This window comes from Salinicoccus jeotgali, from assembly GCF_055379195.1.
Map to the genome: position 1 here is coordinate 1,110,844 of NZ_AP043830.1, position 26,489 is coordinate 1,137,332.

At 39.4% G+C, this 26,489-nt stretch carries 24 protein-coding genes; 18 read left to right on the forward strand and 6 right to left on the reverse strand.

Features of this window, described 5'->3' with window-relative positions; all coding sequences use genetic code 11:
• Nucleotides 1–7 precede the first annotated feature (7 nt).
• From ACZ43I_RS05545 to istB, 5 genes are all read left to right on the forward strand, one after another.
• A complete protein-coding gene (locus ACZ43I_RS05545) occupies nucleotides 8–2,647 on the forward strand; it encodes a DNA methyltransferase (protein WP_344702084.1) in 2,640 nt (879 codons plus the stop codon).
• 8 nt (nucleotides 2,648–2,655) lie between these two features.
• On the forward strand, nucleotides 2,656–4,584 hold the full coding sequence (locus ACZ43I_RS05550; RefSeq protein WP_344702086.1) for a DEAD/DEAH box helicase: 1,929 nt from the start codon (nucleotides 2,656–2,658) through the stop codon (nucleotides 4,582–4,584).
• On the forward strand, nucleotides 4,574–5,713 hold the full coding sequence (locus tag ACZ43I_RS05555) for a GIY-YIG nuclease family protein (RefSeq protein WP_344702087.1): 1,140 nt from the start codon (nucleotides 4,574–4,576) through the stop codon (nucleotides 5,711–5,713). The genes ACZ43I_RS05550 and ACZ43I_RS05555 overlap by 11 nt, the downstream gene beginning before the upstream one ends.
• Nucleotides 5,714–6,252: 539 nt before the next feature.
• Nucleotides 6,253–7,482: an IS21 family transposase gene (istA, locus tag ACZ43I_RS05560; protein WP_344702089.1), complete on the forward strand. Its 1,230-nt coding sequence runs from the start codon at nucleotides 6,253–6,255 to the stop codon at nucleotides 7,480–7,482.
• On the forward strand, nucleotides 7,482–8,222 hold the full coding sequence (istB, locus tag ACZ43I_RS05565; RefSeq protein ID WP_344702091.1) for an IS21-like element helper ATPase IstB: 741 nt from the start codon (nucleotides 7,482–7,484) through the stop codon (nucleotides 8,220–8,222). Before istA ends, istB begins: the two co-directional genes overlap by 1 nt.
• Nucleotides 8,223–8,281: 59 nt before the next feature.
• Here istB and ACZ43I_RS05570 read toward each other — a convergent pair whose 3' ends face one another.
• A complete protein-coding gene (locus ACZ43I_RS05570) occupies nucleotides 8,282–8,611 on the reverse strand; it encodes a hypothetical protein (protein ID WP_344702093.1) in 330 nt (109 codons plus the stop codon).
• A gap of 121 nt (nucleotides 8,612–8,732) precedes the next feature.
• Here ACZ43I_RS05570 and ACZ43I_RS05575 point away from each other — a divergent pair, with 121 nt between their 5' ends.
• Complete coding sequence (locus ACZ43I_RS05575) at nucleotides 8,733–8,960, forward strand: helix-turn-helix domain-containing protein (protein ID WP_340719175.1); 228 nt, start codon at nucleotides 8,733–8,735, stop codon at nucleotides 8,958–8,960.
• 41 nt (nucleotides 8,961–9,001) lie between these two features.
• On the opposite strand, the gene ACZ43I_RS05580 is transcribed toward ACZ43I_RS05575, so the two are convergent.
• From ACZ43I_RS05580 to ACZ43I_RS05595, 4 genes are read right to left on the reverse strand one after another with little or no spacing between them, the layout of a single operon-like run.
• Nucleotides 9,002–9,709, reverse strand: a complete 708-nt coding sequence (locus tag ACZ43I_RS05580; RefSeq protein ID WP_285336400.1) for a hypothetical protein — start codon at nucleotides 9,707–9,709, stop codon at nucleotides 9,002–9,004.
• Nucleotides 9,696–11,345 carry a tyrosine-type recombinase/integrase gene (locus ACZ43I_RS05585; protein WP_344702097.1) on the reverse strand — a complete coding sequence of 550 codons (1,650 nt, stop codon included), beginning with the start codon at nucleotides 11,343–11,345 and terminating at the stop codon, nucleotides 9,696–9,698. Before ACZ43I_RS05585 ends, ACZ43I_RS05580 begins: the two co-directional genes overlap by 14 nt.
• 14 nt (nucleotides 11,346–11,359) lie before the next feature.
• Nucleotides 11,360–14,203, reverse strand: a complete 2,844-nt coding sequence (locus tag ACZ43I_RS05590) for a helix-turn-helix domain-containing protein (RefSeq protein ID WP_344702098.1) — start codon at nucleotides 14,201–14,203, stop codon at nucleotides 11,360–11,362.
• A gap of 6 nt (nucleotides 14,204–14,209) precedes the next feature.
• Nucleotides 14,210–15,436: a site-specific integrase gene (locus ACZ43I_RS05595; RefSeq protein WP_344702100.1), complete on the reverse strand. Its 1,227-nt coding sequence runs from the start codon at nucleotides 15,434–15,436 to the stop codon at nucleotides 14,210–14,212.
• Between the two features lie 355 nt (nucleotides 15,437–15,791).
• Here ACZ43I_RS05595 and ACZ43I_RS05600 point away from each other — a divergent pair, with 355 nt between their 5' ends.
• The 12 genes from ACZ43I_RS05600 to nadX all read left to right on the forward strand — a co-directional run bounded on the left by ACZ43I_RS05600 (nucleotide 15,792) and on the right by nadX (nucleotide 24,816).
• On the forward strand, nucleotides 15,792–17,636 hold the full coding sequence (locus ACZ43I_RS05600; RefSeq protein WP_425568350.1) for a DNA topoisomerase 3: 1,845 nt from the start codon (nucleotides 15,792–15,794) through the stop codon (nucleotides 17,634–17,636).
• Nucleotides 17,637–17,749: 113 nt separating this feature from the next.
• Nucleotides 17,750–18,079 (forward strand): TIGR04104 family putative zinc finger protein, encoded by a 330-nt coding sequence (locus ACZ43I_RS05605; RefSeq protein ID WP_344702102.1) that lies wholly within the window; start codon nucleotides 17,750–17,752, stop codon nucleotides 18,077–18,079.
• A gap of 114 nt (nucleotides 18,080–18,193) precedes the next feature.
• On the forward strand, nucleotides 18,194–18,922 hold the full coding sequence (locus ACZ43I_RS05610; RefSeq protein WP_344702104.1) for a YwiC-like family protein: 729 nt from the start codon (nucleotides 18,194–18,196) through the stop codon (nucleotides 18,920–18,922).
• A gap of 68 nt (nucleotides 18,923–18,990) precedes the next feature.
• On the forward strand, nucleotides 18,991–19,392 hold the full coding sequence (locus tag ACZ43I_RS05615) for a cytidine deaminase family protein (protein WP_344702106.1): 402 nt from the start codon (nucleotides 18,991–18,993) through the stop codon (nucleotides 19,390–19,392).
• Between the two features lie 48 nt (nucleotides 19,393–19,440).
• The gene (locus ACZ43I_RS05620; protein ID WP_461046309.1) at nucleotides 19,441–19,791 is read left to right on the forward strand and encodes a carboxymuconolactone decarboxylase family protein; all 351 of its coding nucleotides are present in this window, start codon (nucleotides 19,441–19,443) and stop codon (nucleotides 19,789–19,791) included.
• A gap of 218 nt (nucleotides 19,792–20,009) precedes the next feature.
• Entirely contained in the window at nucleotides 20,010–20,954 is a 945-nt protein-coding gene (locus ACZ43I_RS05625; protein ID WP_344702110.1) for a PhoH family protein, read from the forward strand.
• A 5-nt stretch (nucleotides 20,955–20,959) separates the two neighbouring features.
• The gene (gene ybeY / locus ACZ43I_RS05630; RefSeq protein WP_344702112.1) at nucleotides 20,960–21,424 is read left to right on the forward strand and encodes an rRNA maturation RNase YbeY; all 465 of its coding nucleotides are present in this window, start codon (nucleotides 20,960–20,962) and stop codon (nucleotides 21,422–21,424) included.
• Between the two features lies 1 nt (nucleotide 21,425).
• Nucleotides 21,426–21,770 carry a diacylglycerol kinase family protein gene (locus tag ACZ43I_RS05635; RefSeq protein ID WP_344702114.1) on the forward strand — a complete coding sequence of 115 codons (345 nt, stop codon included), beginning with the start codon at nucleotides 21,426–21,428 and terminating at the stop codon, nucleotides 21,768–21,770.
• A 16-nt stretch (nucleotides 21,771–21,786) separates the two neighbouring features.
• Entirely contained in the window at nucleotides 21,787–22,197 is a 411-nt protein-coding gene (gene cdd, locus ACZ43I_RS05640; RefSeq protein WP_344702116.1) for a cytidine deaminase, read from the forward strand.
• On the forward strand, nucleotides 22,194–23,099 hold the full coding sequence (gene era / locus ACZ43I_RS05645; RefSeq protein ID WP_344702118.1) for a GTPase Era: 906 nt from the start codon (nucleotides 22,194–22,196) through the stop codon (nucleotides 23,097–23,099). The genes cdd and era overlap by 4 nt, the downstream gene beginning before the upstream one ends.
• 6 nt (nucleotides 23,100–23,105) lie before the next feature.
• Nucleotides 23,106–23,849, forward strand: a complete 744-nt coding sequence (gene recO, locus ACZ43I_RS05650) for a DNA repair protein RecO (protein ID WP_344702120.1) — start codon at nucleotides 23,106–23,108, stop codon at nucleotides 23,847–23,849.
• 190 nt (nucleotides 23,850–24,039) lie between these two features.
• Nucleotides 24,040–24,816: an aspartate dehydrogenase gene (nadX, locus tag ACZ43I_RS05655; RefSeq protein WP_344702122.1), complete on the forward strand. Its 777-nt coding sequence runs from the start codon at nucleotides 24,040–24,042 to the stop codon at nucleotides 24,814–24,816.
• A 98-nt stretch (nucleotides 24,817–24,914) separates the two neighbouring features.
• Here the strand turns inward: nadX and ACZ43I_RS05660 are convergent, their stop codons facing one another.
• Nucleotides 24,915–26,291: a glycine--tRNA ligase gene (locus ACZ43I_RS05660; RefSeq protein ID WP_344702124.1), complete on the reverse strand. Its 1,377-nt coding sequence runs from the start codon at nucleotides 26,289–26,291 to the stop codon at nucleotides 24,915–24,917.
• Nucleotides 26,292–26,489: the final 198 nt, after the last annotated feature.

Here is a 26,489-nt window from a genome sequence, read left to right on the forward strand (position 1 = left end):
TAATGAGATGTCAGTTATTGAATTAGAAGATATGGTAATAGATATAGTGAACAAAGATAACCATTCAAATTTCATCTATGATTTTTTGAGTGTTTATAACATACCTAAAGCAACGATTACTAGATTAAAATCTGGAAATCAAAATTTAACTAAAAGAGATGACGAAATTCATTTAAAAAATAGATTATGGTATAAAAAAACCGATGGTAATAAAATTTTTGATGCTTTTGTTGATGTGGAAGAAGAAGTAAAGGAGCTGTCTGCAAAGCCACGATATATTATTGTGACTAATTTTGAAAACTTCCTTGCTAAAGATACTAAAACTCAAGAAGCGCTTGATATTGATTTTAAAGATCTACCACAATACTTTGAATTCTTTTTGGGATGGATGGGGATTGAAAAGATTAATTTTGATAAAGAGAATCCAGCAGACATTAAAGCTGCAGAAAGATTTGCCAGGATATACGATACTGTTAAAAGAGAGAATGAAGATATTGTAGCTAGTGAAGGCTTTGATATATTCTTTATGAGACTTTTATTCTGTATGTTCGCGGAAGATACGGATATATTTAAACGAGGAAGTTTTACAAATACCATTAAAACTTTGACAAAATCAGATGGATCAGATCTTGATTATTTTTTCCACGAACTTTTTGATATCTTGGATAAAAAAGATCGAAAAGAAGTACCAAAACATTTAGCAGATTTTCCATATGTAAATGGACAGCTATTCTCAAAAGAACATCAAAGTATAAAATTCTCTTCTAAATCAAGAAAACTAATAATTGAATGTGGAGAATTGCTTAACTGGACAAAAATAAACCCTGATATTTTTGGTTCGATGGTCCAAGCAATTGCTACTAATGAAAATCGTAGCCTGTTGGGAACCCACTATACAAGTGTACCCAATATTATGAAAGTCATAAAACCTTTATTTTTAGATGATCTATATCGAGAATTTGAACGCGCGTATGATAATGTAAAGAAACTAGATTTATTGAATGAGAGACTCGGTCAAATTAAGTTTTTTGATCCAGCTTGTGGATCAGGTAATTTTCTAATAATTACATATAAAGAACTTAGGATATTAGAGATTAAAATATTATTAAGAAAACGAGAGCTAACTGAAAATTTAATGTATCTTCCTTCAGTGACACTTGATCAATTCTTCGGAATTGAAATAGATGATTTTGCTCATGACGCTGCTAAATTATCTCTTTGGATTGTCGAACATCAAATGAATATGGAACTAGAAGAAATTTTTGGTTATAAAGTTCGTGCTACTTTGCCCTTACAATCTGTAGGAGATATCAGGTGTGCTAATGCTATAAAAATAGAATGGAGTGAAATATGTCCTGTAACCACAGGCGAAGAAGTTTATGTTTTTGGTAATCCTCCATATCGTGGTTCTAAGAAGCAAAGTAAGAGCCAAAAATCAGATATGAATACTATTATAGGAAATATTAAAAATGGGAAAATGTTAGATTATATCTCTGCTTGGTTTTTATTAGGTGCAAAATATAGTCAAAAAACAAATGCAAAGGTAGCTTTTGTATCTACCAATTCAATTACTCATGGGGAGCAAGTTTCTATTCTTTGGAATGAGATGTTCAAACATAATATACAAATAAATTTTGCATATACCTCTTTTAAATGGGAAAATAATGCAACAAATAATGCAGGAGTAACTGTTGTAATTATCGGATTTAATCAAACTAATAATCATAAGAATAAGGTTTTATTCACTAATGAAACTCAGAAAGTAGTTAAAAATATAAATCCTTATCTAGTAGAAGGCAAAGACATCCTAGTCACATCAACTAAGAAATCAATCTCAAATTTACCAAGACTAAGGTTTGGTAATATGCCCAATGATGGTGGCGGCCTTCTTTTTACACGTACAGAATATTTAGAAGCAATAAATCAATACAATGAATTAATTCCATACTTCAAAAAGTTTAAAGGATCGGTTGAGTTTATTAATGATGAACCAAGATATTGTTTATGGCTAGACGAAAGAAAATATGAAGAAATAAAAGATAACCCTATCGTTAAAGATAGAATCTTAATAACTAAAACACATAGAGAAAATTCACGAGATACAGGTACTAACAAACTCGCTTTAAGGCCTTGGGAATTCAGAGACACCCACGAATCAGAACAGTACTCTATAGTCGTCCCAGCTGTTTCTTCAGAGAATAGATTCTATATTCCTATGGGAATTATAAGTGCGGATACAGTAATTTCAAATCGTGCATATGTGATTTATGATGGCGATATTTTTCTCCTTGGTGTACTAATGTCGCGTATGCATATGACATGGGTAAAAGCTATCGGTGGCAGACTAAAGACTGATTATAATTATTCTGCAGGACTATGCTATAATACGTTCCCATTTCCTAAAGTTTCAACTGTAAGACTAAATAAAATTAGAGAGGCAACTTTAAATATATTGGACATAAGAGAAGAACAAGGAGGTTCTCTTGGTGAATTGTATAGTCCTGAAACTATGCCGAATGAATTAAAAAATGCTCATATTGAACTTGATGATATCGTTGATAGAATTTATCAAAAAAGAGAGTTTATCAATGATGAAGAACGTTTAGCTGTCCTTCTTAATTTGTATCAAGAAATTACAAAAGTGTAGGTGTTTTAATGGAGAAATTAATAGAGATAAACTATAACCAGACAGGGAAAAGTAAACACGAAAATGATTATGGAATGCGTGAAATGCAAGCAAGAGCATTTGAAAAACGAGAGTCACAATATTTGTTGGTTAAAGCTCCGCCAGCTTCTGGTAAGTCGAGAGCTTTGATGTTTATTGGTTTAGATAAACTGATTAACCAAGGATTGAATAAAGTTATTGTTGCTGTACCAGAGCGGGCAATAGGAGCATCTTTTAAAAGCACTAATTTAAAAAGTAGTGGTTTTTTCGCAGACTGGGAGGTTAATCCTAAAAATAACCTTACAAGTCCTGGCGGAGATAAATCTAAAGTAAATTCATTTGTAAGATTTATGAATTCTGATGATAATATACTTGTTTGTACTCACTCAACACTTCGCTTTGCATATGAAAAACTAGATGACAAAGTATTTGATGAATGCCTGATAGCTATAGACGAGTTTCATCATGTGTCAGCAGATGTAGACTCTCGTTTAGGAGATGTATTACGTAACATTATCCGTAATTCTTCCGCACATATAGTTGCTATGACGGGCTCTTATTTTAGAGGTGACTCTGTGCCTATTTTATCTCATGAAGAAGAGGAGTTATTTGATAAAGTCACTTATACATATTACGAACAGCTAGATGGTTATGAACATCTCAAAAGTTTTGGTATAGGTTATCATTTTTATCAAGGGAAATACACAACCGCCATACACGAAGTACTAGACACCAATTTAAAGACCATTATCCATATCCCGAATGTAAATTCTGGTGAATCTACAAAAGACAAATATGATGAGGTTAATCGTATTATCGATTTAATAGGTGTTGTTGAATACCAGGATGAAGAAACGGGCATAATATTTGTGAAACGACACGAAGATGGAAAAATGCTGAAAATTGCAGATTTAGTTGATGATCAACTTGATCGAGAAAAGGTAGTTGAATATTTAAGAAATATGACAGAGTTAGATGATTTAGATATCATTATTGCTCTTGGAATGGCAAAAGAAGGCTTTGATTGGCCCTATTGCGAGCACACTTTAACAGTGGGATATCGCGGTTCTCTAACAGAAATTGTTCAAATTATCGGCAGAAGTACTCGAGATAGCTATAATAAGTCTCACGCGAGATTTACTAACCTAATTGCACAACCTGATGCAGAGGATGATTTGGTTACTTACAGTGTAAACACTATGCTTAAAGCTATCTCAGCTTCATTATTGATGGAACAGGTACTTACACCTGATTTTAAATTTAAGCGTAGAAAAGATGATGGAGAAAAAACATCGGGCAAAGAGGGAGAATTATTTGTAAAAGGTTTTAAGGAACCATCGACTGAGAACGTAAAAAAAATTATAGATAATGATATTAATGATTTGAAAGCTCAAATTTTCCAAGACCCTCAAGTCCAAAAGTCATTTACAGGCGATGTAGAGCCAGAAGTATTGAATAAGGTGTTAATACCCAAAGTGATTCAAAAAGTCTATCCTAAGCTAACTGATGAAGAAATAGAAGAGGTTAGGCAGCATGTCGTACTGGACACTGCACTCAAAGGTTCAAAAACAGAGGAAGTTGGGAATAAAAAGTTTATAAGAATGGCAGATAAATTTATTAATATCGAAGATCTTGAAATCAATCTTATAGACTCTATTAATCCATTCCAGAAAGCTTATGAAGTTCTATCTAGAGAACTGGATGCACCAGTATTGAAAATAATTCAAGAGTCAATAGAAGCTAAGCGTATAACTTTTGATGAGTCTGAATTGGTATATATTTGGCCTAAAGTAGAAGAATTCTTTCAAAGGAATGGCAAACGTCCAGATTCAAGCTCTACAGATCCTATCGAGAAAAGAATGGGAGAGGCAGTACTCTATATGCAGGAGCTAAGGAGAAAGAAAGAAAATGAACAATAGATATCATTCAATTGATGAAATAATGAAAAGTGATTTATTCGAAGATATAACATCAAAAACTAAGAAGATCAATAAAGTAAGTTATGATCCAGAAATAGAAAAGTTTAGAGAGATTATAGATTTTGTAAAGGAAAATGGAAGAGAACCTTATAAAGTTGATAACAACTGGGAAGAACGGAAATTAGCTAGTCGTTTAATTGGTATACGTAAAGATGGTGAACGATTAAACTATTTAAAGCAGTATGATGAAATTGGGTTATTGGGACAAAACAAAAAAGAAACAAAAATACCCGAAGTGAACTCTGTTGAGGATATTCTTTTGAGTGGGTCTTCTGAGTTGTTGAGAGATAGTTCATTGGAAAACGGTAAGAAGTCCATCTTTGACACAAGCTCAATACGAAAACCTATGACAATGCCAGGTTACATAGCTAAACGAAAGAAAATTAAAGATTTTGATAGATATGAGAAATTATTCAAAGCTTGCCAGAAAGATATTGCGGAAGGTAAAAGAAAACTTTTACAATTTAGAAATGAGCAAGATATTCATCCAAATAACTTTTATGTTCTAAATGGGGTTTTACTTTATGTTGAATCAGTTGGAGAGCGAAAAAAAGTTAATAATAAAACTAATGCAAGATTAAAGTGTATATTTGAAAATGGGACCGAATCAGATATGTTACTGCGGTCTCTAAGTGCAGAGCTATATAAAAATGGTAGAAGAGTGACTGAAAATGAGAATACTCTTTTAGACAATATAGGTACGGATGACGTGGCTACAGGATTTATTTATGTACTTAAATCTTTAAGTGAAGATGTTCAAATTAGCTCTATTAAAAATCTATACAAAATTGGTTTTACCACGGGAGCAGTTGAAAATAGGATAAAGAATGCAGAAAAACAGGCAACTTTCCTCTACGCACCAGTTGAAGTAGTTGCAACTTATCAAGTGTTTAATTTGAATGTGAGTAGATTTGAAACATTACTCCACCGAATACTTTCTCATAAGAACGTTAATATTTCTATAGTAGGACCGAATGGCAAAACAGTAGTTCCTAGAGAGTGGTTTGTGTCCACCTTAGAAGAAGTTGAAGAAGTGATTAATGACATTGTCATGAAAATCAATCTATAAAAAAATTAGTTTCCAGTGTCCTTTAATACTCAATCAAGAATGGATATAGTTTTAGAGAGTATTTCAAAATTGATAAATATAATAGGAGCTAAAATCCTTTAAATTAGGTATTTATGAGGGCTAAAGATCTTAGGACTCTTAGGCTGAGACTTATGTTTCAGCCTGTTTTTTTTAAATATAATAACGATATTATTTCTGTATTATATGAATTTTATATTTTTAATCTTTGTTTCCAGCCCTGCTTTGCCTGCTTCATATACGTATCTATATGATTGATCTTCTGTTATGTTACTGATTAACTCCAATTTACCTAAGAGAATTAACGTTGTTAATATATCTATTTGTTCGAAGTTATTATCATACACATCTTTTAGATGTTTATTGAAATCAATAGTGATTTCTTTAAATAAGTTGTCTAGATCTATATTACTTAAGTGTAAACGACAGTTATAAAATGTAGGAAATCGGCAATTTAAAATTGTTGGTTTACCTACATTTTTTAGTATGCTTCTCTTATCCGGAAGAAAGGAGACAGATGGATGAGAGCAGACATACGCGAAGGAGTGAGACGCTACGTGAATGACGACATCAAACCCAATTTCGCTGCACTGGCCCGACAGTACAACTGTGACTATCGAACGGTGAAGGCAGCGTATGAGGCGGCAAGACATCCCCAACCCGAAAGGCAACGGAAAAGGAAACGAAGCAAACTGGATACATATGCGGAGATCATCGACTCGAAACTGGAACTCCAATGCAGCGCCTACAGTATCTACACCTTCATCCGCAAGCAGGGTTATGATGGCAGCTATAGCCTCGTCAAGCAGTACTGCCGGAAAACCCGGCAGGAGAAACAGAAGAAGGCGACCATCCGGGTGAGCTATTCCCCCGGCCTGGCGGGCCAGGTGGACTGGAAGGAGGATATGACGCTGGTGAGCCGGCAGGGAGAGATTTTCCGATTCAACATATTTTTGTATGTATTGTGCTACTCGCGGAAGAAGTTCATTACCCTGACTTTTGAACGCAGTCAGGACACGCTGTTCAGCTGCCTGGATGATGCATTCCATCACACTGGTGGCGTACCGGAGGAGATCTGGTTCGACAATATGCGGACGGTGGTGAACCAGCCGAAGAGCCAGTATACGGATGTCCAGTATCACCCCCGGCTCTATGAATTCAGTAAGGATGCCGGATTCCAGCCCATTGCCTGCCGGCCCTATCGACCCCAGACGAAAGGCATGGTGGAAGCACTGGCACGGACGATGGACCGGCTGCGGGTCTATAACCATGAGTTTGAGGGTACCATTGAACTGCTTCACATTGTGGATGAACTCTGTGAGGAACTGAATACGGAAGTGTCCCAGGCCACAGGGGCGCGTCCGGATGATCTGTGGCATGAAACAGAAAAAGAGTACCTGCACACATTGCCGGAGAATCTGCTGGCCCCCTACTTCGAAGACCAGATTACCCGGGTGGTCTCGAAGGAAGCCATGGTGCAGTTCCGTCAGTGCAAGTACTCCGTGGATCCTCGGTATATCGGGAAGACCGTTGACATCGAACTCTCCGATACCGAGGACACCATACACATCCATTATAACGGAGAAATGATTCGTTCACATCCACTGACGACCGATCGATTGAATTATACAGCGGAAGACGCATTCCATATTCTCAAATCCGATGTATTTGCCGACCGCCCGGATGAAGATATCCATGCATACATCCAGGAATCATTGGCATTATATGACCAGTTGGAGGTGGAATCATAATGAGTGACTACCAGCAGCTACTGCTGAATTTCGAACGCCTCGGTTTGAATCATATGCAGGCACATTTCCCGGCATTCATGGACCAGGTCAATCAGAAGGAGACCACGCTGACTGCGGCCCTGCTGGAGATGACGGAAAAGGAGATCGGTTTTCAGGATCAACAGAAAACCGATCGTGTCATCCATAGAGCCCGTTTCCCAAAACTGAAAACCTTCGATGCCTTTGATTTTGATTTCCAGCCCGGTCTCAATCGAATGGAGATATTGGATCTCAAGCATCTTGGCTTTATGGCGCACAGTGAAAATATCGTATTCATCGGCAGTCCAGGGGTGGGGAAGACCCACCTGGCCACTGCCCTCGGTGTGGAAGCCTGCCGCCAGGGCAAACGGACGCTGTTCATCAACTGTCATGAACTATTACTCAGACTGCGTACCGCCTACGACAAAGGCACCCTTGAACGGGTGCTGAGGCGATATGCCCGGTATGAGCTCCTGATTATTGATGAAATCGGATATCTGCCTATTGAACGACAGGAGGCCGACCTGATCTTCCAACTGTTGAACATGCGCTACGAGAAACGGTCCACCATCTTTACCACCAATATCGCCCTGTCCGGCTGGGGCGAACTGTTCAAAAGCCCTGAGACCGCCGCAGCGATTCTGGACCGGATTGTGCATCACGCAAAGATATATAAAATAACAGGCAGATCATATCGTCTGAGACGAGATCCGTCTGCTTGAGCAATCTGGCACTCTACATTTTGATTGTCGAAAACCGACATTTTTATTTTGCCCTTAACCTACAATTTTAAGTTGCCCTTGACACTTAAGTTTAAAAAGGACTTTTTATTGTCTTTAGACTGTAGTTCTAAGTTGTTGTCAAGAATCTTTTTTAAATAATAATAATAGGCACTATGTTCTGACCCTCGTTCAAGAGTGGTGATAATATAAGAACTAAATTCTGTTTCATCGAAATAGTATAAAGCAGTATAATATATATATAACTCTTCTATTTCATCCAGCATTGCTTCATCGATGTAGCTTTTCCCACGCATACTTGTTATAAAATATTGTTTAAGTTGCGCTGGCATATTCTTCTCTTGAATATAATCATTTATATTATTTTTCAATATTTTCACCCCAGTTTTTATATTCCCATATTATCATATATCACTGCTTATGTAGACTATAGTCAGTAGACCTGAAGCCACATTCCTTTAAGAATTAGAATAAAGGAATGTGGGGATAGTTATGGAGATTGATAAAGCATTTGGCGAAGTATTAAAACAAAAAAGAGTACATAATTCAATTTCTCAAGAAGAATTAGCATATTTAAGCAATTTAGATCGTACTTTCATAAGTATGCTTGAAAGAGGGAAGAGACAACCTAGTTTAAAAACTATATTTGTTTTAGCTGATGCATTAGAAACTCTCCCTAGTCAGCTTATAAGTGAAGTGGAGAAAAAATTAAAATTATAAAATAATATAAGAACAGAGGCACTAGATTCGTGCCTCTGTTCTTATTCTTCAATATCAAAATCCTCTAATAGAATGTTCATATTCTTACGTTGCTGTTCTTCTTTCTCCCGGCTGGATTCTTCTTTTGGAATATCGGGAAAAAATGAATTTAAGTTCTCAATAGATATATTTTTATCTTTATTAAGATCCATGTTAATTAACTTTTCTTTAATGTTGAATTGATTAACTGCTGATTCTTTTATATCCTGTAGGTGAGGATACATACTTGAAAGAATTATATTATTATATAATTCTTCATAATGTCTCGCGCGATATTCTTGCTTATTTTTCTCTTCTCTTAGTAACTTATTGTCATCAATGTACTGTTTATATTTTTGTTCATTTTCTTTTAATTTTTTGAGTTCATTATACATATCGTACAGTAAGATCTCTAAATCCAGTAATTCATTTTTTAAATTATTATTTTCAATATCATGCCTTTTTAAAATGAGATCGATACTTGGTAATAATGAATCGTTTAAGTCATTTGGCGAGACTTTAGTTATGACAGGGTTATTTAATTCTTCAATATAGTTTTTCATACGTCTGCTCCACGTATTTCTGCCAATTTTGGTCTCTCTTTCGAGTAAAGAAGGTGTTAACTTTTCTCCATGAAGTCTATACTTTATATCCAAAGCAAGTCGCATTAATTGTTCATCTGTCCATTCGCTAGGTCTTCCACGGCGCTTCTTTAGTTTATTCTCTTTCAAGTGCTTCATCCTCCAATAAGTTGGAATCAATAGTTGCTTTTTTATCCATGAAAGCTGCTAATTGTTTTGATGTAGATTTTAATAAATCATTATTTCCTTGTATATAAGTTTTAGAAAGATTCGTTGATAAATCTCGCATCAGTATTATTGATTCTTTAATTTTCACACTTAAGTCATCAGAAGTATTCGTCAACCAATCAATAGCTTCTTCTCGCTCGTTAATTGCTGGTTTAAATGCAAACTTAGGACAGAATTTACAATACTCAATGCATGTATCCGGAAAAACAGATTTCTCTTCTGTACAAAACCCATATTTCACTCTACCAACAATTTTATCTAAATTATATTGATTAATATCGATAGTTCTGCCTTTATCATAAATATATCTTTTCCATCCGATAATCCCGCCCTCCATGTTATTACTGATTTTATTTTCTATTTGGTTTTGAGACAGGCGATAAACATAAGACTGTGAAAAATGTTCTGCATGAGAATAATAGCTGTATTGGCTTCTAATTTCATCATGTCCTGCCATTCTGGCTATCGATAGCATATTAAAACCTTGCAGAGCCATGTTAATAATTGCAAAATGTCTTGTGTCACCGGATTTAATTCTATCTAGGTTATAAATACCATATTTTCCTTCAACAATATTCTCATAAAACTGTTTTTTCATTAGATCAAAATCTCTTCTATTTATTCTTTCATTTTTTTTAGTATATTTCTTTTGTCTGAAGGCATATAGTAACTCAACAGGTAACAAATACTTTGATTCAGATTCAACAGTAGCCAATTGAAAAATAATGTTTTTCATCAACTTATAAGTTGATTCATCGATTTCGATTCTTTCAATTTGGTCTTCCGATATATTATACTCTGTATTTTTCTGTTTTATTCTCTGTATTTTAATTCTGTATGGTGAAATATAGTTTGCATTGAATTCTAAACAGTCCTTCTTTAATGATAAAAATTCAGTTGGTCTTAAAGGAATAATATTAGTTAGAAGCCACCAAAGCTTTATTGGTAAATACTCTAGTGTGTCTTCTGTAGAGTTATTTTGAAAGTAATCATTTAAAACTTCATCAAAAGTAATAATATCTTCGAATGCTGGTAGGTTTCTTTGAAGTTTCTTTTTAGAAAGATGACCATTACAAAGATTAATTATCTTTTTTGAAAGAGGTATTTTATAGAAAGACATAAAACTCTTAACCACAGTTAAAAGATGATAGCCTTGGTACGAATAATGTTGTGTTTCTTTGGTTAAGAGCTTTTCTAAACTATCGGTATCATTAAATCCTTCACTTGCTAGTGTAGCTTTTTTTAAAGCAATCACTTCATTATAAATAGTTAATGATTTCCTTCCAGATAGCAACCGGGTAATAGTAAATTTTTTTAATGCAAGATTTATCTCAGGATATCTATCGATATCAAATTTTATTGGTATGTAGTGATTATTGATATCGCAGGAAAGTTGCCATTCAGTTTGTTTAAATGAACCAGTGATGGATTTCTTAGATGAAAGTTGTTTAAACAAAACTTCATATTCGACTGTATCAAATGTATTAAAATCGACATTTTGTCGTTTCTCGATAATATTATTATTGTTAAATTGACTGACTATAGCTTTTATTTCCATAAGTTCACCTCTTTTTATTCCAGTTTAAGCTTATGAGATATCTTATTAATTTCATCCCACATTTTTTGGGAGGGTATATATGTGTTGACCACTTCATTTCCAAATGCTAATCGTGCTTCTTTCCAAACAAACAAGGTATGGAGCAAAAATTTTGTCTCTCTCTTCATTAGAAGATGATTTTCTTCCTCCTTAAGCCTCTTTATAAGACGTAGCATTTCCTCGTTTAATTGAATTAAGATGAGGTTGTTTGGTATTACATATTCACAAGAGAAACAATTTGTAAGTTGTGGATTTATACAACTGGGTGAAATCAAACATTGAGCATTTTCATTCTTGGAAGGAAGATTTCCTCTGGATAGTTTAACCAATATCTCTTGTATTTCACTTTTAGTATAACCCTGAAGTTTTGAAACAAGATTTTTTCTTTTGTTATACATTTCTTCTAAAAAACTCTCAATATTTTGATTGCTTTCGTTAGATGGTAAAGTTATGTTTAATGTAAATTCAGCAAGGTTTTCTAAATGACTTGGAGAGACATTATCTCTAACATTTTCAATTAATCTAGTCCGGTCTTCCAGTGTATGATGTACATGATCCAAATGGTTTAAATATATAATCAGATAGTTGTATAGCCACCCAAAATGACCACGTTTAAAGAGATTATAGGCAACACGATTAATTGAACCATCTTTATTTGTAGCCTGAATGTAACGACGAGTAGAGTCACCCCTATTATGAGACCGAGAGACTTGTGTTAAATGTAATGCAAGATCACTATCCTCACCATCTTCTTCTGCTATAGAATAGAAAAGATACGTTGCTACAGTATTATTCATTTTTCGTGAGCTAAATAAAAAATCATACTTGTTGTCAAGTTTGTCAAAAAACCTTTTATGACTTATCTTGCCTTCAGTTCTGATATTATTATACTTGCCTTCAGTAAAAGTATTTAAAATTAAACCACTCTCAACACTCCTTCTGTGTAATTCAGAAATCACTAAACCATATGCAAGTGGTTCTTTTAAATCAGGCGAAACAATGAAGGTCAAAAGTTCATCAGTTTTATTACTTCTTTGGTGTCTATAGTGTATATAAAGCTGCTTTATTACAGATTCAATTTGAAAATCCGTTAGATGATTATCGTTGAACCATTTTAAATCATCTATATCAAGATGTTGAAGATTAATATTGGGTGTTTTTAATATTAGATCCTGTCCTCTGATAAAATCAGTCATAAGCAAAATAGTATAAACCCACATATTTGCATAACTTCTATTATTAACTGAAGAAGGAATATGAATATTAACATTTTTTACATATTGGTAAATTTCAAAAAATACCTCTGGACTATATAATTCTTTTGTTTTTTCTCGGAATCCATTAGATAGTAATGAAAATTCAATCTCAGGATCAATAGCTTTTTGATTGTAAACATATTTTAAAAATAAAATCAGAATTTTCTTCTCCCCTTTTTTAAATGAAGAAGAGTCTTGAAAAAAGCTATTGATTTCTTCAGTAGATAACAAGAATATCTCGTTATTCATATTGCTAACTATTTTTTTGTAAAATCTTTTATACAATAAAATTCTATCTCTCACATAACGATTACTACCTTTTATTTTGTTTATCTGTTGTGAACAGTACTGTTTAAATAACTTCTTAGTTTCCGTTAGTTCTATCTTAGTGTCAAAATTATCAACAAACTCCTTTAATTCTTTTGCAGCGACACTGGGTGTATAGTCTATCTTTCTGTTCTTCGATACTTTCTTCATTTGGAATTCTTCAATTTCTTTTTTGGGAATATACCAAGTGTTATTGTGTTTAAAGGAGTGGGGGAATTGATTATAAGAGTTAATCAATTCTACTATGTTAGCACTATTTTTATAACCTAATTTTTTGGCTGCCTCTTTAACAGTTAAAGAGTTTTCTATGTCTAATTCTATTTTCTTTCTGTAAATTAAATATTTCTCATACTCTTTTATAGGAACCCACCATTGGTTTCCATATTTCATTGACTGATTAAATGTGTTGTCTTTGAACAATTTATGCACTTCGTATCTGCTTATATTCAAATTGTCGGAGATATCTTTAGCAGAAAGGTAATCTTTGACTAATGGATCGTCATTTAACTTAATTCTTTTATTACTATTATATTTGCTTCTTTGCATCTTCAGAGCATTTTTCTTCTTTACTAAATGGCTTTCAAAATTTTTTAAATCGTCTTTATGTACTCGCCAACTACCATTTAGTTTTAATGACTTGGGAAATACGCCAGCATGAATATAGCTTAATATTGCACTCCTGGACTTTTTGAGTATAATCATTATTTTATCAATACTTAAATAATCATTATCATAATATATCTTTTTATATTCGTCGAAATCTGAACGAGGTATTCTCCATTTTCCCTGAAACTTAAAAACATTAGGAAAGATGTTTCTTCTTATTAGTTCAGATACTGCGGCATTTGAACTCAAGCCAAGTTCTATTGCTGCCTCAGTTGTGCTCAGCGATTGAAAACTTTTAGATTTGTAGTTTTCAATGTCAGATAGAGGAATTCTCCATTTTCCATTAAGTTTAAACGCATTAGGAAAAATAGACAGATTAATTAAATCGATTATTGAAGTCGTATTATTATATCGAAGTATTTCCATAGCTTCTTTGGTATCAATAGAATTTTTTCTTTTATCTAAAATATTTTTAATATCATTTAAAGGTATTTTCCATGCTGAATCTTGCTTATAAGCATTAGGGAGTGCTTTCTTCTTTATTAGATGAAGCACAGCAGTAGTTGATCCAAGGCTTAGTAATTTTGCTGTTTCTTTAGTAGTTAGCAGTTTATTTTTGTCAAAACTCACTATAAATCACTCTTTTCTTGAGATAAGTCTAGGCATATATTTTTCATGTAGATTAGAAAATTTGTCCTCAATCTTTTTATGGATTCTTTCGGTAGAAACGATATATGTGAGTGAAGAATCAATGCTTGAGTCGCCTCGCAAGTGGGCGATTTCATATGGGTTTTCAGCTTCTTCAGCAATAATATTAGTAAAGGTGCCACGCCCAATATGAGTTGACCACTTCATATATCTTAAATGTTTAGCAATCAGTTTTTGTTCACTGTCACCATGGTTTTCTAGTAAGCTTATAAAATGACCTTTTACTTTTTCAAAGTATTGACGATAACTTCTTTGAGACATGGCTTTACCATCTCTGTTTACAAATAAAGCATTAGTGCCATCTTTAGTTCTATAAAGTTTAATATGATCACGAAATAGACTGTGTCCCCAACCATTTATCTCAAGTACCCTTTGGCTGCGTTCTTTTTTTACAGATGAATGTTCCTTTAAATCAGTTCTAAAATTTTGGTTTTGAAGTTTTAGAATATAATCACCTTCCTTCATTCGTCGGGCTACTTGTACTCTCTTTAAATTAATAACCTCAGAAACTCTTAGTCCTCCAAAGATTTGAAAGTAAATCCCCAGGGCAATAGGCTTAGCTACAGATATTGCAACTTCTAACAGCAGAGGGATATAATTAACGGGTAATGTATGTTCTATCTCTTTAGCTTCTCTTGACGGGTACATAGGTTTGAAAGGAGATTCTATATATAATCCGAAATGTGATTCCTTTTTCTCAAAGCTATTCTTGCTAAAGGAGTCTATAACATTAATACTGACTAACCAAAAATAAAAATGGGTCAATGTTCTCTCTACATCCTTAACTGTATCCCTCCTCACCCCAGATGATGAAAGATTGTTTAAATACTGGGTGCCGTGTTTTATTTTTAAATCGCTTAACAAGGTTATATTAAGGTTTTTTTGATTTTCTACTAAGTAGTTAAGGAATTTAACTGTGTTATTAGAATGTTTTCTTTGGGTGTTGTATTCTTTATTTTTCCAGTTATCGGTAATGAACTGACTTAAAGGGTGAATTATATGGGTGTTCGAAGCAATGTTTTTAAGACCTATTACTGCAAAGTGCTTTTTTTCAGTCTTACCATTACTTAAAAAAATACTATCGACCCATGCTGAGGTTGTACTAAATTTAATATTTTTATTATTATCAAACTGTATAATATTTTTAGTGTTCAATTTACATTCTCCTTTTATCAATTTATGAGTAAATCCTTATTTATAAGATCACCCATAGTTTATTTGTATATTGAGTATATTTCTATAATATACCTCAAAAGGTCTTTCGTTTATGAAATACTGACTGATAAAAACTATTTATTTTTAGAATAATGTACAGTTTTTCATATTCATACTTTCTAGATATTCATTTGAGGATAATTTTCTACTCTAGATTAATGTACAGTATATTTTAAATTGATTCCACTTGAAACTGTTTATATAAAGGGATTTAGAGTATCTTATGATTTAGTTTTTATGTACACTTTAATTATGTACAATTATATTCAGATAAGCCGGCCGTGAAGGGGAGCTTGTGGCCCGTTGGATCATCAAAAAAGCAAAAGTACAAAAGCCGATTGAACGGTTGTGGATCTCTTCAGTGACGGATAAGGCGATCAGGGAAGGGTTCAACAACTTGAAACCCGGCAAAAATTATGAAGATCTCTATGAAGCGGCTGTAGCGCGTTCTGAGGCGGACTGGTACATCGGACTCAACGCTTCCCGGGCTTTGACGACAAAATTCAATGCGCAGTTGAATTGCGGCCGCGTCCAAACTCCGACGCTTGCGATCATCGAACGCCGCGAACAGGAAATCAAACATTTCAACCCCAGGACATACTATGGCATAGAAGCATATGCACACGGTTTGAAGCTGACATGGCAAGATGATAAAGGCCAGACGCGCAGCTTCAATAAAGACGCTTTGGACCGTACCATGCAGAGAATTGAAGGCGAAGTATTTAAAGTCGCTGTCATCACACATAAAACGAAGAAATCTTCTGCACCTGGTTTGTATGACTTGACGGAACTGCAGCGCGACGCCAACAGACAATTGAATTTTTCGGCAAAGGAAACGTTGAATGTGCTGCAGAGCCTATACGAGCGCCATAAGGTCGTCACCTATCCACGTACCGACTCAAGGTATATTTCCGAAGATATCACCCCCACGCTCCCCGAAAGGCTCAAAGCGGCAGGCATCGGCGAGTACCGGCCCATCGCAACCAAAATATTGCGCAGTGGCATAAAGGCCAATAAATCATTTGTCGATGACAGCAAAGTCAGCGACCACCATGCGATCATACCGACTGAGAACCATGTGCATCCTGCAGACTTCAATGAAAGGGAAAAGCGCCTCTATGATATGATCATAAAAAGGTTCATGGCTGTGCTGCTCCCGGCACATGAATATGAGCAGGTGACGGTGAAGGTGAACGCCGGGACCGAGCATTTCACGGCTCAGGGCAGCACCGTCAAGAAAGAAGGATGGAAAGCGGCCTATAAGAATCATCGTGAAGATCCGGGGACTGAGCAGAAGAATCAGCAGCTCCCTGAATTGAATGAAGGCGATATCCTTGAAATTGACCGCATCAACCAGACATCCGGACAGACTAAAGCACCATCACGGTTTACAGAAGCCACCTTATTGTCGGCAATGGAAAATCCAACCAAGTACATGGAGATGGACGACAAGAAACTTAAGAACGTATTGGATGCGACAGGTGGGCTTGGCACAGTCGCAACACGTGCGGACATCATTGAGAAATTATTGAACGCCTTTATGATTGAAAAACAAGGTCAGGAACTTCGCACGACTTCAAAAGGGCGCCAGCTGTTGGAACTGGTCCCGGATTCGCTGCGCTCACCGGCCACTACAGCCATATGGGAACAGAAACTTGAGCAAATCGAAAAAGGTAGGCTGGATAGGGAGACTTTCATCAAAGAAATGAAGGCGCACACCAAAACGATCATCCAGGAGATAAAGGCGAGCGACAAGACGTACAGACATGACAATATTTCAAGCAGATCATGCCCTGACTGCGGAAAGCCGATGCTTGAAGTCAATGGCAAAAAAGGCAAGATGCTCGTATGCCAGGATCGTGAGTGTGGCCACCGCAAAAATGTTGCGCGCATCACCAATGCCCGTTGTCCGAGATGCAAGAAGAAGATGACTTTAAGTGGTGAAGGCGAGGGCCAGATATTCACATGCTCCTGCGGATACAGGGAAAAACTATCAGCGTTCGAAGCGCGCAAAAAGAAACAGGACCGCGGGAAAGTCGATAAAAAGACAGTGAAGAAGTATATGCAGAAGCAGGATGACGAAGCACCGATCAATAATGCCCTGGCAGAGCAGTTGAAAGGCTTGAAGCTTGATGACTAGATAAGTGGTGGTTTGCGTTATCGAGATGTCTATGGCATAATGTCGTGCATGCATGGAAGACCATGGACTCATTCACGAGCCTCCATATGACGAATGTATAAAGGAGAGGTACCTTGACACAGTGTAACAATTGTGGAGAGAACTGGAATTTTAAACATGTCATGACACAATATCTGGCATTCAATCCATCAATGGACTGTCCGTCATGCGGTGAAAAGCAGTACTTGTCCAGCAAGTATGCCAAAAGATGTGTGGCTGCCACGCTGCTGCTGCCCATCCTCATGCTGCTGCCCGCTTTTTTTGAAATATCCATCGTGGCGATGGCAATTATGTTTGCAATCGCCCTGATCGCCATAGTTTCCGTCCATCTGTTTACGGTTGAATTGATGTGCGAAGATGAAAGATGGCCAGGGCGTCTATATGACCGCATGGCAGACAGATGAAATAAATGAAGACAAGGAAGGCTCCCTTCCTTGTTTTTTTATTCACAAAAGTGTCGGTTTCGCCGCGTCCTGCCTCATTATGGGACTGCTATGATTGAAGCAGGAGGTGTCGGGATGAAATTCAAGAAACAGAATCAGCACGGTGCATGGGCCATGGTATTCATGCCGCTCATAATAGGCATGGTCGCCGGAGGCTTTCATCTTTCTCAGTTATTTTATATGGCAGGATGGTTGATGATATTCTTTATGGCGGATCACATCCTCCATTTCATCAAACGGTTCAAACGAAAGGAATATGGCTATTTGAAAGCAGCAGCCCTGTTCTTTGCAGCTGCCGCATTGCTCTTTGTCTACCCGCTCATCACCGAATACCGGATAATCTTCTTCTTTATGGCGATGATTCCATTCGGTATGGTAAATGCGCGCTATGCCTATATCAAAAAGGAGCGTGCCTTGGTCAATGATGTTGCAGCCATCATCATCTTTTCAATAGCAGGCGGGGGCATTGCATTTTTGAATCTACATACATTTACAAGTGGTATCTTCTTCACCATGCTGATCAGCTTGTTATTTTTCATCAGCACTGCATTATTCGTCAAAACGATGATCAGGGAAAAGAAGAACAGGATATTTAAAATCATTTCCTTTTCGTATCATACGGCACTTTTTATACTGATGATGTGGTGGCACTGGTTTTTGGCAATCGCATTCATATTCAGCCTGATCAGGGCTGTTCTCCTGTACGGCAGGGGATGGAAGATGAAGCGGATCGGCATCCTCGAAATCATCCATGCCATATGGGTGACGTGCTGGGCGATCATCTATCTTGTCTACGTCATATAGATGAAATGAAGATTCATCAATCGTCATTCATTCTGATATAATTAATCATGAATATGAAAAAGATTGGAATGACGAAGATGGAACGGGACACCTTGTACGAATCGGCTAGAGAAATACTCAATACTAAAAGGACCACCCGCAACGGCAAGTTGGGCCATGTCGCGAGCGCCATTTTAACCCGCACGGGCAATATTTATACAGGAGTAGCCATGGACCTGCCTTCATCAATCGGCTTCTGTGCAGAACATGCTGCAGTGTCCGCTATGGTGACGGCTGGGGAGTACGATATCGCAAGCATCATCGCCGTCTATGAGAACGGTGATGTCATGGCCCCATGCGGCAGGTGTCGCGAATTGATCAACCAGGTAGGGGAAGATAATTATGACTGCACAATCTATCTTCCTGACGGGCGAAGCGCATCCCTCCGGCAGTTATTGCCGGAACGCTGGGATGTGCGATACCTGAATTGAAGGGTGGACTATGCTAAAATTTGAGGGGAATTGAACGAAAGGGGGAGAATGATGGCTAATTTCAATGACATAAATGCAACGGCGCAAGGGAACACCAAACGTCTGGTGAAGAGCGTGCCGGATGTGATGAAAAGCTTCAAAGACCTGCAGGAGGCAGCCTACAAGGACGCAGCACTTGATACGAAGACTAAAGAGTTCGCTGCCTTATCCTATGCCATAGCAGACAAATGCGAAGGTTGCATCGGCGCACACGTCAATAAATTGATCAAACTCGGCGCGACCCGCGATGAAATCGCTGAAATTGCAGGCGTCGCCATCGTCATGGGCGGGGGCCCGGGCAGTGTATACGGTGGTAAAGCGTTACAGGCCTACGATGACTCCATGGAAAATCAAAGGTAATGAAATAACACAGACCAGGGTAGAGGCTACTCCGGTCTGTGTTTATTTTTTCGGCGCATGATGACGATTTTAATTGCGATATCAATTACTTATATTTTTGTTACTTAGGGCTTGATCAGTGTATTTTAAGCGAATCGGTGTGCTTACGAATCAATTGCAGTCAAGGGGACTTAGTGGTAAATTAAATGGGAGAAACTTTCACAAAAAGGGGTTTATGAATGTCTAACACCATAAATATGGACAGCCTCGAAGAGGCACAGGCACTATTGGGTGCAAATGATCAGCACATCTCATTCCTGGAAGAGGAATTCGGCGTCACCATCCATACACTGGGCAATGAAATCACTGTCGAAGGCAGCTCAGAAAAAAATGTTGGAATGGCTGAAGATGTGCTGAGCAATCTATTGAAAATCATCCAGCGGGGTATGGCGGTCAACCTCCGGGACGTCCAGTCGGCCGCCCTTATGGCCCAAAAAGGCACAATCGAATACCTTGCTGATCTTTATAATGAAGAAATTGCACGCGATCAAAAAGGCAAAAGCATCCGTGCCAAAACAACGGGTCAACGGCTCTATGTCGAAAATATCAAGCGGCATGATCTTACATTGGGCATCGGCCCGGCCGGTACAGGCAAAACGTTCCTTGCCGTCGTCCTCGCGTGCCAGATGCTCCGTGACAACAATGTAAAGCGCATAGTGCTCACAAGGCCGGCAGTTGAGGCTGGAGAGAACCTCGGCTTCCTTCCAGGTGACCTCAAGGAGAAGGTAGATCCATACTTGCGCCCGCTCTACGATGGTCTACATGCCGTACTCGGAGTGGAACAGACGGACCGTCTGATAGACCGTGGGGTTATAGAAGTTGCACCACTTGCATACATGCGCGGCAGGACGCTCAACGAAGCATTCGTCATCCTCGATGAAGCGCAGAATACCACTCAAATGCAGATGAAGATGTTTTTGACCCGTCTTGGCTTCGGTTCCAAGATGGTCGTCACAGGAGATGAAACGCAGATCGACCTACCGGGATCCACTAAAAGCGGCTTGGTTGAAGCCGTCAGAATTTTAGGCGACGTCAAAGGGGTTGCGGTCAACAGAATGGATGAAACGGACGTCGTCAGACATCCGCTCGTCTCTAAAATCATCAAAGCTTACGAGAAGGAGTGAACGGAATGGTCAATATAGATTTTCTCGACGAACAGAATTTCACAGACGACACAGAGAAGAAAGAGATAGATTCACTTCTTAACTTTGCATATGAACACCTCGATGAAACCGAGTCTGCTGAGATCAGCATATCGTTTGTCGACCAGGAGGAAATCAGGGCGCTCAATAATGACTACCGCGGCAAGGATAGTGTCACTGATGTCATCAGTTTTGCGATGGAAGATGAGGATGACAGCCTCATCCACGAAGACGCGCCAAGGATGCTTGGCGACATCATCATCTGTACTGACCGTGCAAAGGAGCAGGCGGAAGAGTACGGACACAGCTACAAACGCGAGTTGATGTTCCTGAGCCTCCACGGTTTTTTGCATCTGCTGAAATACGATCATATGGAAGCGGAAGAAGAAAAAGAGATGAATGAAACCCAAGATAGGATATTGGATGCTTTCGGCATTCCCCGTAAGAACTGATATGAAATGGTTGGACCGCTTCAAGTATGCTGTAAACGGCATACGGCAACTACTGGAGAAGGATAGCCATTTCGCACTGCATACAGGCTTTGGCTTGATTGCCGTTATGGCCGGGGCGATCATTGGCATAGACAGGGTGGAATGGCTGTTCATACTCAGTGCGGTGTTTTTTGTATTAGTGGCTGAAGCCTTCAATACTGCGCTGGAAACGGCGGTGGATCTTGCTGAACCGGGCCGCCATCCACTGGCGGGTGCCGCCAAGGATATGGCAGCAGGCGGTGTGCTGCTCTCAAGCATATACGCTGCAAGCGTCGGATTGATTGTCTTCATACCTTATTTGATTTGAACAGGGAGAGATTGCGATGAATGATGGAATTTATAGAGGAGAGTGGCTGGAAGAGGTCAAAGTGGCGCAAAGCCGTGCCTATACGCCGTATTCCAAATTTAATGTAGGTGCATTGCTGGTTACACAGGATGATGAATATATTTATGGTGCCAATATCGAGAATGCCGCGTATCCCGCGACGATATGCGCCGAGCGCAGTGCCTTAGTCAGTGCGTATTCCAACAACATCAAAACATTCAAGGCGATCGTCATCATTACAGATGCAGAGGAGCCAGCAAGCCCTTGCGGGACATGCCGCCAGGTGATGAAGGAACTGTGCGATGACGATATGCCAGTCTATATGACGAACAAGGCAGGGGAAGTGATCAAGCGTACGGTGGATGAACTGCTGCCGCTTGGTTTCTCAGGAAAGGATATGGATCTATGAGTGAAAAAGGGTTTAAATCAGGTTTTATAAGTATCATTGGACGGCCGAATGTCGGTAAATCGACGTTCATGAACAAAGTACTGGGGCAAAAAGTCGCCATCATGTCGGATAAGCCACAGACCACACGCAACAAAATCCAAGGGGTCCATACCACTGAAGACAGCCAGATGATCTTTATCGATACCCCTGGAATCCACAAGCCGAAGCACCAGCTGGGCGAACACATGATGAAGGTGGCCCGCAATACGCTAAGGGAGACGGAAGTCATCCTCTTCATCATCAACGCAGCTGAAGAAATCGGCCGGGGTGATGAATACATCATCGATATGCTGAAAAACAATGACACCCCAATCATCCTCGTCCTCAATAAAATCGACCTGGTCCATCCCGATAAATTAATGGAACAGATTACAGTCTATAAGGATAAATTGAACTTCAGCGAAGTCGTGCCGATCTCTGCCTTGCAGGGCAATAATGTCGACCATTTGTTGTCGGTCATCGAAAGCTATCTTCCTGAAGGGCCGATGTACTATCCCGAAGACCGGATAACAGACCATCCGGAACACTTCATCGTCAGCGAACTCATACGTGAAAAGGTTTTGCACCTGACCAGCCAGGAAATTCCGCATGCAATCGGCGTTGAAGTCGACAAGATGAAGGCAGATGACAACGGCACCGTCCATGTGACTGCGACAATCTATGTCGAACGCGACTCGCAAAAGGGCATGGTGATCGGCAAGGGCGGTAAGATGTTGAAAGAAGTAGGACAGCTTGCCCGCTATGATATCGAGAATCTGCTCGGTAGCAAAGTCTTCCTTGAGTTGTGGGTCAAAGTCCAAAAGGACTGGCGCAACAAAAGCCAGTTCATCCGTTCGCTCGGATACCGCGATGAGGAGTATTAGAAAGAAATGATTTTTCAGCAAAAAGGCATCATGATCCGGCAGACGAACTATAGTGAGTCCAGCCGGATCATTACTGTGCTGACCGAAGACGGCACCCAAGTGCCGATGATGGCAAGGGGGTTCAATAAGCCAAAAAGCCCCTTTATAGTACTCAGGCAGGGGATCAAGGAAGTCCTATTCACATACAACCGCTTCAAAGGCATCGGCACGTTGAATGAAACCGATGTCGTCCAGCCCTTCAAGTACATCAACAACACATTTTCAGTCTATACGTATGCCTCCTATATCGTCGAACTGATCATCCGTGCCCTTGAAGAAGATCAGCAGCAGGAAAGTTTCTACCGGCTGCTCATCAAAAGCGCCTCCCTTCTGGAAGATAAGAGTACGCCCGCTGCAGTGACGGCCTTTGCAGCAATTAAGATGCTGCCGTACTACGGGGGACAGATGAATGTGGATGAATGTGCCACCTGCGGCAGTCGTGACCGTTCGCGCTTCTCGCATTACTCATTCAGCTATCATGGTGTGATATGTGCGGACTGCTTCAACGAAGACACGGGTGTGCGTTCGGTCCCGGTCAAAAGCCGGGTCTTGTATCTTGCAGGCTATATGAAACACGTCGCACTCCACAATGTCGAGTCCATCAATGTTACTGATGAGAATGGCAAGGCGTTGCTGAAGTTCGTGGAAATGATCTACGATGAGTATACCGGAGTATTCTTCAAATCCCGAAAACTCATTGAAACATTATAGAAAAATCCCACAGTACCAGCCTGAATGGTGGAAGATGAACAGACCTTCCACCATTCAGGCTTTTTATCTACAATCAATTCATGACTATCGCCGCACATTATGGATGACAGTACATGTTGGCTATTTGAATTTCATGCATGAAGACCGCTTCGCAGGGTAGAGATAAGGAAGAGAAAAAAGGAGGGCTATAATGGATATTGGAATCATTGGTGCTGGCGCGATCGCAAACGTGATGCTCAAGCGGATCAATGGCGACCAGCATGAGAACCTTACGATCAAGAGTGTGTTTGTAAGGAATGAAGAGAAGTACAATCATCTGGAAGATGAATTTAGTGTGCAGCTGTACACCGACTTGGAAGCGTTTCTGGCATCGGGCATCGACATTGTAGTCGAAGCGGCCGATGTTGCAGCTGTCAAGGCGCGTCTGCCGGAAGTACTCAAGCATAAGGACGCCATGCTGGTCAGCGTCGGTGCATTGGCTGATGGTGAGCTTGTAGCTGACCTCATGCAGACCGCGAAAAAATATGACCACACCCTGCACCTGCCGTCCGGCGCCATCGGTGGTTTGGATCTGCTGCAGAACGTCCAGTCACATGGTGAACTGGAACGTGTGCGGTTGACTACGCGTAAACCAGCCTCATCACTCAGCTATGAGGACGCCGAATCGGAGAAGGTGATATTCGAAGGCAAGGCAGCAGATGCCATCACCCACTATCCGAAGAACATGAATGTCTCCATCATCCTCGGAATGGCTGGTGTGGGCATAGAGGAAACGGAAGTGACATTGATCGCTGACCCCGAAATTGACCGGAATATCCATCAGATTGAAGTCGAAGGGGCGTTCGGCAACGCGGAATTCAAAATAGAGAATCGTGCCCTACCTGAGAATCCTAAGACGAGCTACCTTGCGGCCATCAGTATACTCGGCACTCTTGAGCGCCTCAACAGACATTTCAGTATTGGATGATTATCCAAGCATATAAAAATCGCACTCGTTCCCCTAGAGGAATCAAGTGCGATTTCTTTATATGCTGGCGCGGCTTGCCATTTTGGCCGCTGGTTATTCTAATATTTCATTTTGTCTGCAAGGAAAGCGTTCAGATCATCTATGCTGACCCGCTGCTGTTCCATAGTGTCACGGTCCCTTACCGTCACTTTCTGGTCTTCCAGTGAATCGAAATCAAAAGTGATGCAGTAAGGTGTACCGATTTCATCCTGACGTCTATATCTTTTGCCGATTGACTGGGACTCATCGAATTCTATGTTGAAGTCGCCTGCGAGCTTCTCATAGACTTTGATTGCCTCTCCACTCAACTTCTTGGATAGCGGCAACACTGCTGCTTTATAAGGCGCAAGCTGGTGGTGGAATTTGAGCACCGTGCGCTTCTCGCCATTATCCAATTCCTCTTCATTGTACGCATCACACAGGAACGCAAGCGTGACGCGGTCGAGTCCAAGGGAAGGCTCGATGCAATAAGGGATATATTTCTCATTCGTCTCCTGATCATGATAGGTCAAGTCTTCGTTCGAATGCTCCATATGCTGACGCAGGTCAAAGTCCGTACGGCTTGCGATGCCCCAAAGCTCTCCCCAGCCGAACGGGAATTTGTATTCGATGTCGGTTGTGGCGTTGGAGTAGTGGCTGAGTTCATCCTCATCGTGATCGCGGAGCCTTGTATTCTCTTCTTTCAAAGAAAGGTTTTTCAACCAGTCTGTTGCGAAGTTTTTCCAGTAATCCTGCCATTCCATTTCAGTGCCCGGCTTACAGAAGAATTCGAGTTCCATCTGATCGAATTCACGTGTCCTGAATGTAAAGTTACCTGGCGTAATCTCGTTACGGAATGATTTACCGATCTGGCCGATGCCAAACGGCAATTTCTTGCGCATCGAGCGCTGGACATTTTTGTAGTTGACGAATATACCTTGGGCCGTTTCAGGTCTCAGGAAGATCTCGTTGGTCGAAGACTCCGTCACACCCTGGAACGTTTTGAACATCAGGCTGAATTGTCTGATATCGGTATAGTTGTGCGCGCCACAGTTCGGGCATCTGATATCGCGGTCGTCGATGATTTTCTTCATTTCATCAAAGCTCAGGCCATCTGCAACGAATGAATCGTCTTCCTCCTGGAGGACGTCTTCAATGAGTTTATCTGCGCGGTGGCGTGTATTGCACTCCTTGCAGTCGATCATCGGATCGTTGAAGTTGTTGAGGTGCCCTGATGCCTCCCAAGTTTTCGGATTCATCAGGATTGCAGCATCAAGTCCGACGTTGTACGGTGATTCCTGGATGAACTTTTTCCACCAAGCCTGCTTTACATTATTTTTCAGTTCAATGCCAAGCGGTCCATAGTCCCAAGTGTTGGCCAGGCCGCCATAAATTTCACTGCCTGGGAACACAAAACCTCTGGACTTCGCCAAATTTACGATTGTTTCCATTTCCATTTGATTCGACTCCTCACTTTATCTTTTGTCATAGCGAAAGATGGTGAAAAATATAAACGTCCCCGGATAACAGTATTGTTATCCGGGGACGAGCCAAGCCCGCGGTTCCACCCCAATTAGTGTAAACACTCCGCTTTTATATATTTTCTGATCATCATATGCCAATTTCGGGTGTTAAGCTCGCACCATCCTTAACTC